We start from the raw sequence: 15,114 nt of genomic DNA on the forward strand, positions 1-15,114 counted from the left end.
AGCCGACAGGGTTGTCGGCTTTCTCGGGGGCGCAGCGTCTGCCGCTGCAGGCGGCTTACTTCGCGGCTTCGGGGGCTGCGGCCTTCTTGGGCTCGTCAAACTTGCCACCGCTGCCGTTCACCATGTAGACCACCGCGCGGGCAATCTCGAAATCGTCCAGATCACCACCGCCCTGGGCACCCATGGCGCCCTTGCCCTTGAGGGCGGAGTTCAACAAGGCGTCAAAGCCAGTCTTGATGCGGGGACCCCACGCACCCGCATCGCCAAACTTGGGCGAGCCGGCCAAACCAGCCGCGTGGCAGGCCGAGCACTGGGCGGTGAACACCTGCTCGCCGGTTTTCATTTCGCGGTTGGCATCGCGGATCTCGACCATGCCCACCTTTTGGATGCGCTCGGCCAGGGCTTTTTCTGCATTCACTGTGCCCGCGGCGGGCTTGTTGTCGGCGGTGACGTAGTACACCAAGCCGATGATCACGAAGATGGGGATCACGAATGAGAAAAAAGCCGCCAGCAACAATTGCTTGGGAGTCTTGATGGGGCCGGTGTGGGCCTCATCGTGCGCGGTCGCGTGGCTGGAGTCGCTCATGGGTGTCCTCAAAAAAGTCGGGGGCTTCGAAACAGCTGCGGATTATAACGGGGGCCCTCTGCGAAAACACCTACAATGCCCACTCTTCTGGACGCGGCTGTAGCTCAGTGGATAGAGTATTGGCCTCCGAAGCCAAGGGTCGTGGGTTCGATCCCCGCCAGCCGCACCAAATCCCTCACAGTGGCAAGCCCACATAGTTTTCGGCCAGCACGGTCGATGCCGCCTGCGATTGCACCAGGTAGGCCAGCTCCGCTTCCTGCAGTTTTTGCCCAATCGCACCTTCGTTGGGAAAGCGGTGCATCAGGCTGGTGAACCACCACGAAAACCGCTCCCCCTTCCAGATGCGCTGCAGGCAACGCTGCGAGTAGTGGTCCACCCCGGCGCTGGAGCGCTCCAGGTAGTACTCGATAAACGCCATGGACAGGTATTTCACGTCGGTGGCGGCCAGGTTCAGGCCCTTGGCCCCGGTGGGGGGCACGATGTGGGCGGCGTCGCCGGCCAGGAACATGCGGCCAAAGCGCATGGGTTCGGTCACAAAACTGCGCAGCGGGGCAATACTTTTCTCCAGTGAGGGGCCGGTCACCAGCGTCTCGCGCGCCTCGGGGTCCAGGCGCAGGCGCAGCTCCTGCCAGAAAGCCTCATCGGACCAGGCCTCCGCCTTGTCGGTCAGCGGCACCTGCAGGTAGTAGCGGCTGCGGGTGGCGCTGCGCTGTGAGCACAGCGCGAAACCGCGACTGCTGTTGGCGTAGACCAGTTCGTGGTGCACCGGTGGCGTGTCGGCCAGCAGGCCCAGCCAGCCAAAGGGGTAGACCTTTTCAAACTCGGTGATGGCGCCGGCAGGCACGCTGGCGCGGCACACGCCGTGGAAGCCGTCGCAGCCGGCGATGAAGTCGCAGTCCAGGCGGTGCTGTGCGCCATCTTTCTCGTACAAGACATAGGGCTGCGCGCCGTCAAAATCGTGTACCGTGACATTGCTGGCCTCGTAGAGGGTGGGCAGACCGGCCGCTTGGCGTGCGGCCATCAGGTCGCGGGTGACTTCGGTCTGGCCGTACACCATGACCTGCTTGCCGCCGGTGAGCGCCTGCAGGTCGATGCGGTGGCGAGTCTCCTGGAACAACATGTCAAAGCCGGCATGTACCAGCCCTTCGGCGTGCATGCGAGCGCCGACACCGGCTTCATCCAGCAGGTCGGTGGTGACCTGTTCCAGCACCCCGGCGCGGATGCGCGAGAGCACGTAGTCGCCGCTTTGGCGCTCCAGGATGACGGCGTCGATGCCGGCCTTGTGCAAGAGCTGGCCCAGCAGCAATCCTGAGGGGCCGGCACCAATGATGGCTACTTGGGTACGCATGGGGTGTTCGCAGTTAAAAAAGAGATGGACAAGCTTAGGTCTGGCTCCCGTTGTGCGCCATGCACGTGTGCGCCATTTGCGCGATGATTGGAGTGATTGCGCGATAATCGCGCAACATCACCTGAATGCACACGATGACTTCGACCGATTCCCCTCCCGGCATTGCCAAGGCTGACCTGATTGCCGGCATGGCCAAGGGCATGGCGGTGCTGGAGAGTTTTGACACCGAGCGCCAGCGGCTCAATGCCACGCTGGCGGCCCAGCGCGCCGGCATTACGCGGGCCGCGGCGCGCCGCCACCTGCTCACACTGGCCTACCTGGGGTATCTGGAGACCGATGGCAGTTACTACTGGCTCTCCAGCAAGGTGCTGCGTTTTTCAGGCAGCTACCTGGCGTCGGCGCGTATGCCGCGGGTGCTGCAGCCCACGCTGAACCGGCTGGCGGCGCAGACGCAGGAGTCGTTCTCGGCGGTGGTGTTGGACGGGCACGAGGTGGTCATCGTGGCCCGCAGCGGCAATGACTGGCGCAGCTCGCCCTCGGGCAAGGCCCAGGTGCTGGCCTACGGTCTGCACCTGGGCGCGCGCTTGCCTGCCCACGCCACGTCAACCGGCCGCCTGCTGCTGGCCGCACTGCCCAAGCCGCAGGTGGCAGCCTGGATCAAGGCGCAACCCCTGCGGCGCCTGACTGCACACACCGTTACCGACCCCCAGGCCCTGCGCCAGAGCATTGACGCGGCGCGGCGGCAAGACTTCTATCTGGCGAGCGAAGAGCATGAGCTGGGTGTGCAAGCCTTGGCGGTGCCCTTGCGCAATGTGCAGGGCGACACCGTGGCTGCGCTCAATGTGGTGGCTGCACCGCATCGCTGGACGGTGCAGGCCCTGCAGCGGGAGCTGCTGCCGGTGTTGCAAGATGCTGCGCGGGAACTGCGGCCCCTGCTCTAAGGCACGGTGTTTTTGCGCGCGCAGGAGGCCGGCGACCTAAAATGCACCACACACCCGCACGCAGCGGACCGATCCGGGTCGCCAGCCCGGTTCGCTGCAGGGCCCGCCTTGCCGGTTTTCCTCTTTACCTTCCCCACTCCATGCCCTTTTCCGACCTCGGTATTTCCCCCGCACTGGCCCACGCCATGGTGCTGCAGGGCTTTGTGTTGCCCACGCCCGTGCAAGCCCAGACCGTGCCCGTGGCCCTGGGTGGGCAGGATGTGCTGGCCTGTGCGCAAACGGGCTCGGGCAAAACCGCGGCCTATGCCATGGTGTTGCTGGCGCAACTGGCCAGCCGCACGGGGCCCAAATCTCGCCACGCTGCCGCACTGGTGGTCGTGCCCACGCGCGAGCTGGCCACCCAGGTCGGCGACACGCTGCGCACCCTGGCCCAGCACGCAGGCCAGGCGGCCCGGGTAACCGTGTTGTTTGGTGGGGTCTCCATCAATCCGCAGCTCATGGGCCTGCGTGGCGGCACCGACATCGTGGTGGCCACGCCGGGCCGTTTGCTCGATGTGGTGGACCACCGTGCGCTGAGCCTGGGCGGCGTGCAGACCCTGGTGCTGGACGAGGCCGACCGCTTGCTGGACCTGGGCTTTGCACAGGAGCTTGACCGCATCCGCGGCCTGCTGCCGGCACGCCACCAGAGCCTGCTGTATTCGGCAACCTTTTCTGCTGGCGTGCGCACCATGGCGCAGGCCAGCCTGCACAACCCGGTGGAAGTGAATGTGGTGGCCGAGGAGGGCGAGCAGCCCGACATCGCCCAGCGCGCCATCCAGGTGGACGCCAGCCAGCGCACCCAGCTGCTGCGCCACCTGATTGCCGAACACGGCTGGAGCCGGGTGCTGGTGTTTGTGGCGACCAAATACGCGGCCGAGATGGTGGCCGACAAGTTGCGCCGGGCCGGCCTGTTGGCCGAGCCTTTCCATGCCCAGCTGAGCCAGGGCAAACGCACCCAGGTGCTGATGGATTTCAAGGCTTCCGCCATCCAGGTGGTGGTGGCCACCGATGTTGCGGCCCGCGGCATCGACATCAGCGACCTGCCGGTGGTGGTCAACTTTGACCTGCCGCGCTCGGCCACCGACTACACCCACCGCATTGGCCGCACCGCGCGCGCCGGTGCCAGTGGCCTGGCGGTGAGTTTTGTCACGGCGGACATGGAGTCGCATTTCCGCCTGATCGAGAAACGCCATCGCACCACCATTGCGCGCGAGCAGGTGGCCGGCTTTGCGCCCACGGCCACCGTGCCGGTGGCTACGTTGGGTGGCGGCATCAAGGGCCACCGCCCCAGCAAAAAAGACAAGCTGCGCGCGGCTGGTTTGTTGCCGCCACTTGCGTGATTGCTATTAAATTAGTAGCTATCCGCACATATTCCACGAGGGCTAGAGCCCTATTTTGCTTATAAATGAGGTGCATGGCCTGTCTTGCGGCGCAGGCCCGCACCGACCTGCAGGGACGGCCCCATGTCTGACGACTACCAGATCGAGATTCCCCAGAGCTTTTTGCTGCTGTACACCGACACCCGGCGCCAGCGCCTGAGTACGCCCTGGCCGGAGGTGGCGCAGCGCTACGAGCTGTGTGAAGACCTGGCCAATCTGCTCACCACCACGGCCAAAGACATGGAGTTCAGCCTGGGCTTGGCCGAGTCGGATGTGTTGTCGCGCGTTCGCCAGGGGCTGCATGGCGAGGCGGCGGTGGTCACGCCGCCCGAGGCGCAGTGGGTGGTGTGCCGCCTGGCCGAGCTGCTGGGCTGGGCCTTGCCGTCGGTAACTGATGTGTAACCGTATTACTTTTTGAACGCAAAACCGTTCTTTTTCGTGTTCTGCATCTTCATTGGACAAAATCGGTTTTGAAAATTGACTTTCGTACCGATTTTCAAGGGTTTTCCCTCATCGTGTGTGAATGTAATCTGATTACATTTTGAGGCGTAGCGGCACGCCGCTGTCCCACCGTCAGGAGCATGCATATGAGTCAGTCGGATGTCCGCTTGCGCGGAATCGTCAAAAACTACGGCAAGGCCGATGTCATCCATGGCATCGACCTGGATATCGAGCCGGGTGAGTTCACTGTGTTTGTGGGGCCGTCTGGCTGCGGCAAAACCACCCTGCTGCGCATGATTGCGGGCCTGGAGGACATCTCGGGCGGTGACCTCAACATTGGTGGTGTGCGGGTGAATGAGCTGGGCCCGTCCGAGCGGGGTGTGGCCATGGTGTTCCAGAGTTACGCGCTCTACCCGCACAAGACCGTGTACGACAACATGGCCTTCGCGCTGAAGATTGCCAAGACGCCCAAGGCCGAAATCGAGCGCCGCGTGCGTGAAGCCTCCGACATCCTGCAACTCACCGAGTACCTGGACCGCCTGCCCAAAGCCCTGTCGGGCGGCCAGCGCCAGCGCGTGGCCATTGGTCGCGCCATCGTGCGTGACCCCAAGGTGTTTTTGTTTGACGAGCCGCTCTCCAACCTGGATGCTGCCCTGCGCACCAAGATGCGGGTGGAGCTGGCCACCCTGCACCGCCGCCTGGGCGCCACCATGGTGTATGTGACGCACGACCAGGTGGAGGCCATGACACTGGCCGACAAAATTGTGGTGTTGAACAAGGGCCGGGTGGAGCAGGTCGGCCGCCCGCTGGAGCTCTACAACAAGCCCGCCAGCCTGTTTGTGGCCGGTTTCATTGGTTCGCCGCAGATGAACATTCTGGGCGGCGAATTGGCGGCCCGCCACAACGTGGCCCACGTGGGCCTGCGCCCCGAGCATCTCAAGGTATTGGCCGATGGCCCCATCCAGGGCACGCTCAAACATTCCGAGCAGCTGGGCAACGAGACCTTTGCCTATGTGAGCAGCCACGCGCACGGTGAGGTGACCGCCCGCATGGACGGTACGCTGGCCCTGGAGCCCGGCAGCACCATTGCGCTGGGTTTTGCGCCCGAGCACCTGTACCGCTTCAACGCCGAAGGCAAGCGCGTCGACTGACGCACCGAGGCATCCATTTTTAACGTGCTGCGGATGGGCCGCGGCACAACAAGAGGAGAGAGACGATGTTCAAGAAATCCATGATCGCCGGGGCTTCGGCTTTGGCATTGGGGTCCCTGGTCAGCCCCGCAATGGCGGCGGACTACAAAGGCCCGGACCTGAAGGGTGAAGTCATCACCATTACCTGCCCCTGGACCGGTGCCGAAGAAGGCATGTTCAAGAAGGTGGTTGCCAACTTTGAGAAAGCCACTGGCGCGACCGTGAAGCATTCCTGCTCGCAGAGCTCCGAGCAGCAGATCGTGATCGACATCAAGGCCGGTTCGCCGTCCAACATCTCGGTGTTTCCCCAGCCCGGCCTGGCCGCCAACATGGCCGCCATCGATGGCCTGAAGCCCCTGGGCTCCAAGGCACAAGAGTGGGTGAAGAAGAACTACGCCGCGGGCAGCTCCTGGGCCGACCTGGGCACCTACGCCAACAAGGCCGGCAAGAAAGAGTTCTACGGCATGTTCTACAACGTGAACGTGAAGAGCCTGGTCTGGTACCTGCCTGAGAACTTCAAGGAAAAGGGCTACAAAGTGCCCAAGTCCATGGAAGACCTGCAAGCCCTGACCAAGAAAATTGCCGCCGACGGTGGCAAGCCCTGGTGTATCGGCCTGGGTTCGGACGCCGCCACCGGCTGGCCCGCGACCGACTGGGTGGAAGACATGATGCTGCGCACCCAGTCCCCCGAGGTGTACGACGGCTGGGTCAGCAACAAGGTCAAGTTCAACGACAAGCGCGTAGTTGACGCCATCGAGGCCTATGGCTGGTTTGCCAAGAACGACGCCTATGTGGACGGCGGCGCCAAAGCCGTGGCCACGGTGAGCTTCAAGGACAGCCCCAAAGGCCTGTTCGGCTCGCCACCCAAGTGCTATATGCACCGCCAAGCGTCCTTCATTCCCGCCTTCTTCCCCGAAGGCAAGGCCGATGAAGCCGACTTCTTCTACTTCCCGTCCTACGCCAGCAAGAAGCTGGGCAACCCGGTCCTGGGCGGTGGCACCATCCTCACCATCACCAAGGACAGCAAGGGCGCCCGTGCCTTCATGGAGTACCTGCAGCATCCCCAGTCGCATGAAATCTGGATGGCCGAAGGTGGTTTCCTGACACCGCACAAGGGTGTGGACCTGGCCAAGTACAAGACGGCCTCGCTGAAAAAGCAGGGCGAGATCTTGCAGAACGCCACCACCTTCCGCTTTGACGGTTCGGACCTGATGCCTGGCGCCGTGGGTGCAGGCAGCTTCTGGAAGGGCATGGTCAACTACTCCGGTGGCCAGTCCGCCCAAGCGGTGGCTGACGAAATCCAGAAGAGCTGGGACGCCATCAAGTAAGCCTCTCCTCTGACAGCGCCGTGGGGCGCGTCTTCCGGCCGGCGGCTTGCGGGCTGCCGGCCTTTTTGAATCCCTGTCGAACTCTTCCTCACGCAACGTACCAGAGTGGGTCCCATGACCGATCAAATCCTCCAGACCCTGACTGCGGTGGTGGTCAGCATTGCGTTTTGCCTGCTGTACTTTGCCGGCTCCAATTTCCTGCTCGACAAGATTGTTCACCTGCCCCTGGGCAGCAAGAGTGGTCGAGAGGTGTTGCGCGCGAGCGTGCGGCCCTGGTTGTTCCTGGCGCCCGCCCTCCTGTTGCTGGGCACCTATTTGCTGTATCCCCTGTTCGAAACCTTCCGCCTCAGTTTTTTTGACGCGACGGGCGAGCAATTTGTCGGGCTTGCCAATTACCAGTGGGTGTTGGTCGACCAGAACTTTCTGATCACCATCCGCAACAACTTCATATGGTTGCTGGTGGTGCCGGCAGCCGCGACGGCCCTGGGGCTGGTGGTGGCCGTGCTGGCCGATCGCGTGTGGTGGGGCGGTTTTGCCAAGTCCATGGTGTTCATGCCCATGGCCATCAGCTTTGTGGGAGCCAGCGTGATCTGGAAGTTTGTCTACGACTTCCGCGGCCCCGATGCCGAGCAAATTGGCATCCTGAACGCCATCGTCATGGGCATGGGGTTTGAGCCCCAGGCCTGGGTCACCGTGCCGTTCTGGAACAACTTTTTCCTCATGGCCATCCTGATCTGGATCCAGACGGGTTTTGCCATGGTGATCCTGTCCGCCGCGCTGCGTGGCGTGCCGCACGAAACCATCGAGGCGGCGCGCATCGATGGTGCCAGTGAGCTTCAAATCTTTTTCGAGATCATGGTGCCGCAGGTCATGTCCACGGTACTGGTGGTCTGGACCACCATCACCATCACCGTGCTCAAGGTGTTCGACATCGTGATGGCCATGACCGGTGGCCAGTGGGACACCAGCGTGCTGGCCAACCTGATGTATGACTGGATGTTCCGCGGTGGCGGTGACTACGGGCGCAGCTCCACGCTGGCCATGGTGCTCATGTTCGCGGTGATTCCCGTCATGGCCTTCAATATCCGCCGGTTCCGCACCGAGGAGGCGCAACGATGAAAAAATATTTCAGCCTGCCATCGCTGGCCGCCCAGGCTTTGCTGCTGGCCATTGTGTTGGTTTGGGTGCTACCTACCTTCGGTCTGTTTGTGTCCAGCTTCCGCGACAAGCAGCAACTGGTCTCCAGTGGCTGGTGGACGGCCCTGTCGACCCAAACGCGTGCTGACATGCGCCGCACCGGGGGGGGCCAGAGTGCGGTGCAGGAGGGTGACAAGACGGTCATCAAGGGCTTGCTGTTTGGCGAGCAGTCGGCCGTGCGCATCAAGCAGTTTTCGCTCAAGTCGGCCAACCCCAAGGAGTTTGCGGTAGGCACCGTGGCCGAGGTGGCAGATGGCCAGGTGTTTGACGAGGAGGACGGCAAACCCGATGGCACCCTGACAGTGGCAGCCGACGGGGCCTATCGGCTGGAGCTCAATGCACCTTACGACAAGGACCGCGGCATTCGGGTGTTTTATGTGGCCGAGTCGCCGCCCGTGTTCCTGACACAGAACTACGAGAAGGTGGTGGCTTCCGAAGGTGTCGGCCAGGCCTTTCTCAACACCTTCAAGGTCACTATTCCGGCCACCTTTATCCCCATCCTGATTGCCGCCTTTGCGGCCTATGCCTTCAGCTGGATGGAGTTCCCGGGGCGCAAGTGGTTGTTTGTGGTGGTGGTCGGCCTGTTGGTGGTGCCGCTGCAGATGTCCCTGATTCCGTTGCTGCGCCTGTACAACCAGTTGGGCGAGACCTTGGGCATGGAGTCCAAGTCTTACCTGGGGGTGTGGCTGGCCCACTCGGCCTTTGGCCTGCCATTGGCCATTTACCTGTTGCGCAACTACATCGCTTCGCTGCCGCGCGACATCATCGAGAGTGCGCGCATGGATGGCGCCTCGCACTTCCAGATTTTCACGGGCATTGTGCTGCCGCTGTCGATTCCCGCGTTGGCCAGCTTTGCCATCTTCCAGTTCCTCTGGGTCTGGAACGACTTCCTCATCGCGCTGGTGTTCCTGGGCAAGGCCCCGGACCAGATCGTGCTGACCATCAAGCTCAATGATTTGCTGGGTTCGCGCGGCGAGAGCTGGGAAATCCTGACCGCCAGCGCCTTTGTGTCGATCGCGGTGCCGGTCGCGGTGTTCTTCTCGTTGCAGCGCTTCTTTGTGCGCGGCCTGCTGTCGGGTTCCGTCAAGTAACTTTTTCTTCCCTTTCCTTCGTTTCTGTATGACCAAAGCATCGAATGACAACTGGTGGCGCGGTGGCGTCATCTACCAAATCTACCCCCGCAGCTTCGCCGACAGCAATGGTGACGGCATTGGTGACCTGAACGGCATCACCGCCAAACTGGACTATGTGGCGGCCTTGGGGGCCGATGGCATCTGGCTCTCACCGTTTTTCAAGAGCCCGATGAAAGACTTCGGCTACGACGTCAGCGACTACTGCGATGTAGATCCCATGTTCGGCACCGTGGCCGACTTCCGCAAACTGGTGGACCGCGCCCATGCGCTGGGTCTCAAGGTCATGATTGACCAGGTGTTGTCGCACAGCTCGGACCAGCACCCCTGGTTTGTCGAGAGCCGCTCCAACCTCACGAACCCCAAGGCCGACTGGTACGTGTGGGCGGACGCCCAGAGTGATGGCACGCCGCCAAACAACTGGTTGTCGATTTTTGGTGGTAGTGCCTGGCAGTGGGACACCCGCCGTTGCCAGTACTACATGCACAACTTCCTGACCAGCCAGCCCGATCTGAACTTCCACAACGCCGAGGTGCAGAACGCCTTGCTGGACACGGTGAAGTTTTGGCTGGACCTGGGCGTGGACGGCTACCGCCTGGACACCGCCAACTTCTACTTCCACGATGCGCAGTTGCGCAGCAACCCGCCCCGTGGCCGCCCTGACGGCGAGGACCCTGCCGTGAACGCCGTGAACCCCTACGGTTGGCAATGGCACAAGCACGACAAGAGCCAACCCGAGAACCTGGCTTTTCTGCGCCGCCTGCGCGCGTTGCTGGACCAGTACCCGAACACCACCATGGTGGGCGAAATTGGTGACGACGATGGCTTGGCCCGCGTGGCCGAGTACACCAGTGGCGGCGACAAACTGCACATGGCCTACTGCTTTGACCTGCTGGGCACGGCCCACAGTGCCGCCCACTTCCGCGGCTTTGTGCAGCGCTTTGAAGACGTGGCGCCTGGGGGCTGGCCGTGCTGGGCTCTCTCCAACCACGACGTGGTGCGCGTCGCCAGCCGCTGGGGCAGCGCTGACAAGCCCGCCCACCCCGACCTCTTGCGTCTGGGCGCTGCGTTGCAGATGAGCCTGCGCGGCTCGCCTTGCATTTACCAGGGCGACGAGCTGGGCCTGCCCGAAGCCGACATTGCCTTTGAAGACCTGCAGGACCCCTACGGCATCACCATGTGGCCCGAGTTCAAGGGCCGTGACGGTTGCCGTACCGCCCACCCTTGGGCCAGAGACTCGGACGATCTGGGCTTCTCCAGCGCAGCCCAGCCGGTTGCCCCCTGGTTGCCGGTCATCGAACCGCACCGTGCACTGGCGGTGGATGTGCAGGAGCGAGATGCGGGTTCCTTGCTCAACTTCTACCGCGGCTTGCTGCGCTGGCGCAAGACGCAGCCAGCGTTGGTGAGCGGCACGCTGCACGTGCTGCCGGCGCATCCGCAGGTGCTGGCCTTTGTCCGGGCTCTGGACGGTGTACAGATTCTGTGTGTGTTCAATTTCAGTGATGCCGTTGCCGCTTGGGAGATTCCCGCTGCCTACGCCGCAGCCATGGTCCTGCCGGGCAGTGGCTTGGCCGAGGTGCCACGCGCCAGCCATGTATTGCAGATGCCTGCGTGGGGGGGCGCGTATCTCCGGCTGGTTTAGCTTGTACGCTTCAGGGTTTGGCAGCGCCGCGGTGGTGTTGCCAGGTCAGAGAGTTGTTTGATGCCACCCATCTCCCGCCCGCGTCTCAATACCATTGCTGGCCCCTTGCTGGGTGAGTTTTTGCTGGGCATGAGTGTGGCCATGGGCGGTCTGTGGCTGGCTTCACATACTTCGGATGCGGCCGCCGGTGCGTTCGGACTGGTGAACCAGATTCTGGAAACCCTGTTTGTGGTGTTCCGTGTGCTGGCGATTGGCCTGGGCGTGGTGGTGACCCAGTACCTGGGCGGCGGGCAGCATGCCGCCTCGCGACGTGCTGCCTTGCTGGCCCTGGGGGCCAGCACCTGGGCGGGTGTTCTGGTGGTCTGTACGGTGGTGGCCGGTAACGATCTGGTACTGGACTGGCTCAATGCGCCCGACGCGATCGTGGCACTGGCCGCACCGTTTTTGCAGTGGTTCGCGCCTGCCTTGATGCTGGAGGCGTACAACCTCAGCATGGCTTCTGTGCTGCGTGCCCATCTGTTCTCACGCGACTCCCTCAAGGTCATGATCGTCATGCACAGCAGCCACTTGCTGTTGGCCGCCGTGTTGATGCGCGGCTGGGGCGAGTGGGACGGCATGGGGCTGGAGGGCTACGCGATTGCCATGCTGGTCAGCCGCGCGCTGGGGTTGGTGATGCACCTGTGGTTCTGGCGCATCCGCATGCATCTGGTGCCGCAAGCGCGCGACTGGTGGGCTGCGAGCTGGAAAGATCTGGGGCCGGTGCTGCGCGTGGGCTTGCCCGGCGCTGGGGTCGAGGTGGCGTACCGTGGCGCCTTCATGGTGTCGGTGGCGGCCACGGCCCGGCTGGGCGTGACGGCACTGGCCACTCACTCTTACACCCTGCAGTTGCTCAAGTACGTGCTGCTGACCAGCATGGCCATTGGGTGGGCCTGCGAAATCATGGTGGGGCGTCTGGTCGGTGCCGGGGATTTGCGCGTGGCCAATGGCCTGGTGCGCAAGGCGGTGCGCAATGGGCTGCTGGCCTCGGGGTCGCTGGCACTGCTGGCTGCGCTGGGCGCGCCTTGGCTGATGCGCATGTTCACCAAAGACCCGGCAGTGATTCAGGCCGCCCAGACGCTGTTGTGGATTTCGCTGGTTCTGGAAACCGGGCGCGTGTTCAACCTGATCCTGAACGGAGCCTTGCGGGCAACCGGCGACGCGATTTACCCCGCGGCTTCCAGCGTGGCTTCGCTGGTGTTGGTGCTGGGCGTGGGGTCGTTCTGGCTGGGGCGCTTGTTCGGTCTGCCCGGCATCTGGATGGCTTACGCCATTGACGAATGGATCCGTGGCCTGTTGCTCCTGGCCCGCTGGTTGTGGCGCGGTTGGTTGCCCAACGCGCGCGACAGCCGCAGGCGCCTGCGTGCCGGCGAGTAGCCGTCTCTAGCCAAAAGTGCAGGGCAAGACGCCCTGTACGCCTGGCTCCACGACAAAAATGCTGCCGGCCAGCGGGTAACGTTCCAGCGTGGCCTCGTCCAGCCCTGCACGGGCGCTTGTCACCAGCAGCAGATCCAAGTTGGCGCCACCAAAGGCCATGCTGGTGATCTGCGGTGCGGGCAGGGCGATGGTGCGTAGCAAGGCACCTTGGGGGGTGAACTGCCGAATGCAACTGCCACCCCAAAACGCCACCCATACGTTGCCATCGCGGTCCAGCGTCATGCCGTCCGGCGTGCCGTCATCACCACCAAACTTGTTCCACTCCGTCTTGCCCGAGAGCACGCCTTGGGGCGAGAGGTTGTAGCGGTAGACCGTGTCCAGAAACGAATCGGTGTGCAACATCCAGCTGCCGTCGTGTGCGATGGCAGGGCCGTTGGCGATGTAGATGCCACTTTCGACCACACTGATCTCACCCGAGGGCGCAAGCTGGGCCAGGCGGCCCTGGCGCAAACCAGGTTCGTCGTTGCGCATGGATCCTGCCCAGATGCGGCCATGGCAATCCGCCTTGGCATCGTTCAGGCGTACCAGCGGTTCACCGGGGTGCGGCGTGCCGATGGGCTCAATGCGCAGGACGGGCTCCAGCCACAGGCGCACAAAGCCCGATTGCAGGCCGGCGATGAAGCCATCCCCGTCGGTGCGGGGAATCAACCAGCCTATGCGCTCAGGCATGGCCCAGGTTTGCCGCGCGTCCGTCGCGGGGGCCCAGGCATGCAAGGCACGGCCATGAATGTCTACAAAGAAGAAGCGTTCGCTGGCAGCGTGCCACAGCGGGCCTTCACCCAGTTGCAGGTCGGCGGGCCAGACGGTACGAGTGGGGGGCATGTTCAGGTCCATCCTGCGTCCACCACAAAGTCTTGTGCCGTCACCATGCGGCTGTCGTCAGCGGAGAGGAACAGGGCCATATTGGCCACGTCGCTGCCCACAATGCGACCGGGGAGGCACTGGTTTTCGTCCATGGCTTTTTCACCGGCTTCATCCACCCACATGGTGAGTTGTTTCTCGGTCATGATCCAGCCGGGTGACAGGGTGTTCACGCGGATATTGAGTTTGCCCAAGTCACGCGCCAGGCTGCGCGACAGACCCACGGTGGCCGATTTGCAGGTGGCATACACCGGGTAGCCCGCGCCTTTGATCATCCAGCTGATGGAGCCCAGGTTGACGATGGCACCGCCGCCCAGCCGTGTCATGCCGTCCACCACGGCCTGCGCCGCAAAGAAGGCCGGACGCAGGTTGATGGCCACACGCCAGTCAAAGTCGTCCGGGGTCACATCGGCCAGGTTGTGGCGCTGGTCGTTGGCCACGTTGTTGACCAGGACGCTGATGTCACCAAAGCGCTGGGCTGTGGTCGCAATGGCTTCACGCAAGGCGTTCACATCGGCGGCGTCACTCTGCAAAAACAGGGGGGTGGGGCCCAAAGCCGAGGCCGCTTCAACCACCTTGGCGGCCGCTTCGGCATTGCGGCCGGTAAAGCCCACTTTGGCGCCCTGGCGCGCATAGGCGATCACGATGTCGGCACCAATGCCGGAGCTGCCACCGGTCACAAAAACCGTGCGCCCAGCCAGGCTGGGGTACCTGGCAAATTCAGAAAGAGAGGGGGAGGACATGGAAAGGACTCAAAAAAGGATGCGGGAATTGTAGCGAAAGTGTCTAAATCATCATACAAATAAATGGGCATTCACAACACGGGGGGAATGACCGCCCGCTTCATCAGTGAGCGGGTGTCTGACAGCAGGCCCGCCATGCGATGCAAGGCACTCTGGGCATCGCGTGCCTCAATGGCTTCAAACACCTTCTGGTGGTCGGGCAGGGCTTGCTTGAAGTTTTCGGACGTGCGTGCGCTTACCGCCAAGAGAGACTCCAGCGCACTGCCAATGATGGCGGCTAACGGCATCAGCAGCGGGTTGTTGGTGGCTTTGAGCACGGCGGTATGGAAGGCCAGGTCGGCTTGCACCCATTCACTGATATGGCTGGCCTTTTGCATGGCATCCAGCGCGCGGGCAATATCGGCCAGTTGCTCGGGTTTGTGGCTGGTAGCGGCCAGCGCAGCGGCGGAGGGTTCGATGATTTCGCGCAACTCGGTCAGGTGCTGCAAAAACTCGGCATCGGCGCCCGTGGCGCAGCGCCAAGCCAGGATGTCGGGGTCCAGCAGGTTCCACTGTTCGGTGGGGCGCACGCGTGTGCCGATGCGCGGCCGCGGCTCCAGCAGGCCTTTGGCCGCCAGCACCTTGATGGCTTCACGCAGCGCGGTGCGGCTGACTGCCAGCTCGGCGCAGAGCTGGTCTTCATTGGGCAGCAAGGCCCCCGCGGCATAGACGCCGCCAACCACCCGGCGGCCCAACTCGTTCACCACCTGGCCATGCAGGTTGCGCCCGGCATAGGTGGCGTGGGGAGGGGGTACGGAAGACTTCATGGGGCAAGGC

At 63.2% G+C, this 15,114-nt stretch carries 14 protein-coding genes and 1 tRNA gene; 10 read left to right on the forward strand and 5 right to left on the reverse strand.

Annotated elements, in window-relative coordinates; all coding sequences use genetic code 11:
- Positions 1-55: 55 nt before the first annotated feature.
- Positions 56-586: a c-type cytochrome gene (locus tag AC3WS7_RS17050; protein WP_296468190.1), complete on the reverse strand. Its 531-nt coding sequence runs from the start codon at positions 584-586 to the stop codon at positions 56-58.
- Positions 587-679: 93 nt separating this feature from the next.
- On the opposite strand from AC3WS7_RS17050, the gene AC3WS7_RS17055 reads away from it, so the two are divergent.
- Positions 680-755: transfer RNA gene (locus AC3WS7_RS17055), tRNA-Arg, on the forward strand.
- 6 nt (positions 756-761) lie between these two features.
- On the opposite strand, the gene pobA is transcribed toward AC3WS7_RS17055, so the two are convergent.
- The gene (pobA, locus tag AC3WS7_RS17060; protein WP_492657189.1) at positions 762-1,934 is read right to left on the reverse strand and encodes a 4-hydroxybenzoate 3-monooxygenase; all 1,173 of its coding nucleotides are present in this window, start codon (positions 1,932-1,934) and stop codon (positions 762-764) included.
- Between the two features lie 134 nt (positions 1,935-2,068).
- On the opposite strand from pobA, the gene AC3WS7_RS17065 reads away from it, so the two are divergent.
- From AC3WS7_RS17065 to AC3WS7_RS17105, 9 genes are all read left to right on the forward strand, one after another.
- On the forward strand, positions 2,069-2,875 hold the full coding sequence (locus AC3WS7_RS17065) for an IclR family transcriptional regulator domain-containing protein (protein WP_296468193.1): 807 nt from the start codon (positions 2,069-2,071) through the stop codon (positions 2,873-2,875).
- A gap of 140 nt (positions 2,876-3,015) precedes the next feature.
- Positions 3,016-4,254 carry a DEAD/DEAH box helicase gene (locus AC3WS7_RS17070; RefSeq protein WP_492657190.1) on the forward strand — a complete coding sequence of 413 codons (1,239 nt, stop codon included), beginning with the start codon at positions 3,016-3,018 and terminating at the stop codon, positions 4,252-4,254.
- A gap of 123 nt (positions 4,255-4,377) precedes the next feature.
- Positions 4,378-4,695 (forward strand): ATPase with chaperone activity, encoded by a 318-nt coding sequence (locus tag AC3WS7_RS17075; RefSeq protein WP_296468197.1) that lies wholly within the window; start codon positions 4,378-4,380, stop codon positions 4,693-4,695.
- 185 nt (positions 4,696-4,880) lie between these two features.
- Entirely contained in the window at positions 4,881-5,885 is a 1,005-nt protein-coding gene (locus AC3WS7_RS17080) for an ABC transporter ATP-binding protein (protein WP_492657191.1), read from the forward strand.
- A gap of 65 nt (positions 5,886-5,950) precedes the next feature.
- Positions 5,951-7,252, forward strand: a complete 1,302-nt coding sequence (locus tag AC3WS7_RS17085; RefSeq protein WP_492657192.1) for an ABC transporter substrate-binding protein — start codon at positions 5,951-5,953, stop codon at positions 7,250-7,252.
- A gap of 114 nt (positions 7,253-7,366) precedes the next feature.
- On the forward strand, positions 7,367-8,371 hold the full coding sequence (locus AC3WS7_RS17090; protein WP_492657193.1) for a carbohydrate ABC transporter permease: 1,005 nt from the start codon (positions 7,367-7,369) through the stop codon (positions 8,369-8,371).
- Complete coding sequence (locus AC3WS7_RS17095) at positions 8,368-9,540, forward strand: carbohydrate ABC transporter permease (RefSeq protein ID WP_296468205.1); 1,173 nt, start codon at positions 8,368-8,370, stop codon at positions 9,538-9,540. Before AC3WS7_RS17090 ends, AC3WS7_RS17095 begins: the two co-directional genes overlap by 4 nt.
- A 28-nt stretch (positions 9,541-9,568) precedes the next feature.
- The gene (locus AC3WS7_RS17100) at positions 9,569-11,221 is read left to right on the forward strand and encodes an alpha-glucosidase (protein WP_492657194.1); all 1,653 of its coding nucleotides are present in this window, start codon (positions 9,569-9,571) and stop codon (positions 11,219-11,221) included.
- 60 nt (positions 11,222-11,281) lie between these two features.
- Positions 11,282-12,634 carry an MATE family efflux transporter gene (locus AC3WS7_RS17105; protein ID WP_296468208.1) on the forward strand — a complete coding sequence of 451 codons (1,353 nt, stop codon included), beginning with the start codon at positions 11,282-11,284 and terminating at the stop codon, positions 12,632-12,634.
- Between the two features lie 6 nt (positions 12,635-12,640).
- Here AC3WS7_RS17105 and AC3WS7_RS17110 read toward each other — a convergent pair whose 3' ends face one another.
- From AC3WS7_RS17110 to AC3WS7_RS17120, 3 genes are all read right to left on the reverse strand, one after another.
- Positions 12,641-13,516 (reverse strand): SMP-30/gluconolactonase/LRE family protein, encoded by an 876-nt coding sequence (locus tag AC3WS7_RS17110; protein ID WP_492657195.1) that lies wholly within the window; start codon positions 13,514-13,516, stop codon positions 12,641-12,643.
- Between the two features lie 2 nt (positions 13,517-13,518).
- Positions 13,519-14,298: an SDR family NAD(P)-dependent oxidoreductase gene (locus AC3WS7_RS17115; RefSeq protein ID WP_296468210.1), complete on the reverse strand. Its 780-nt coding sequence runs from the start codon at positions 14,296-14,298 to the stop codon at positions 13,519-13,521.
- Between the two features lie 71 nt (positions 14,299-14,369).
- A complete protein-coding gene (locus AC3WS7_RS17120) occupies positions 14,370-15,104 on the reverse strand; it encodes a FadR/GntR family transcriptional regulator (protein ID WP_296468211.1) in 735 nt (244 codons plus the stop codon).
- Positions 15,105-15,114: the final 10 nt, after the last annotated feature.

The organism is Rhodoferax sp. EU05-FHT12H12 (genome assembly GCF_058791215.1).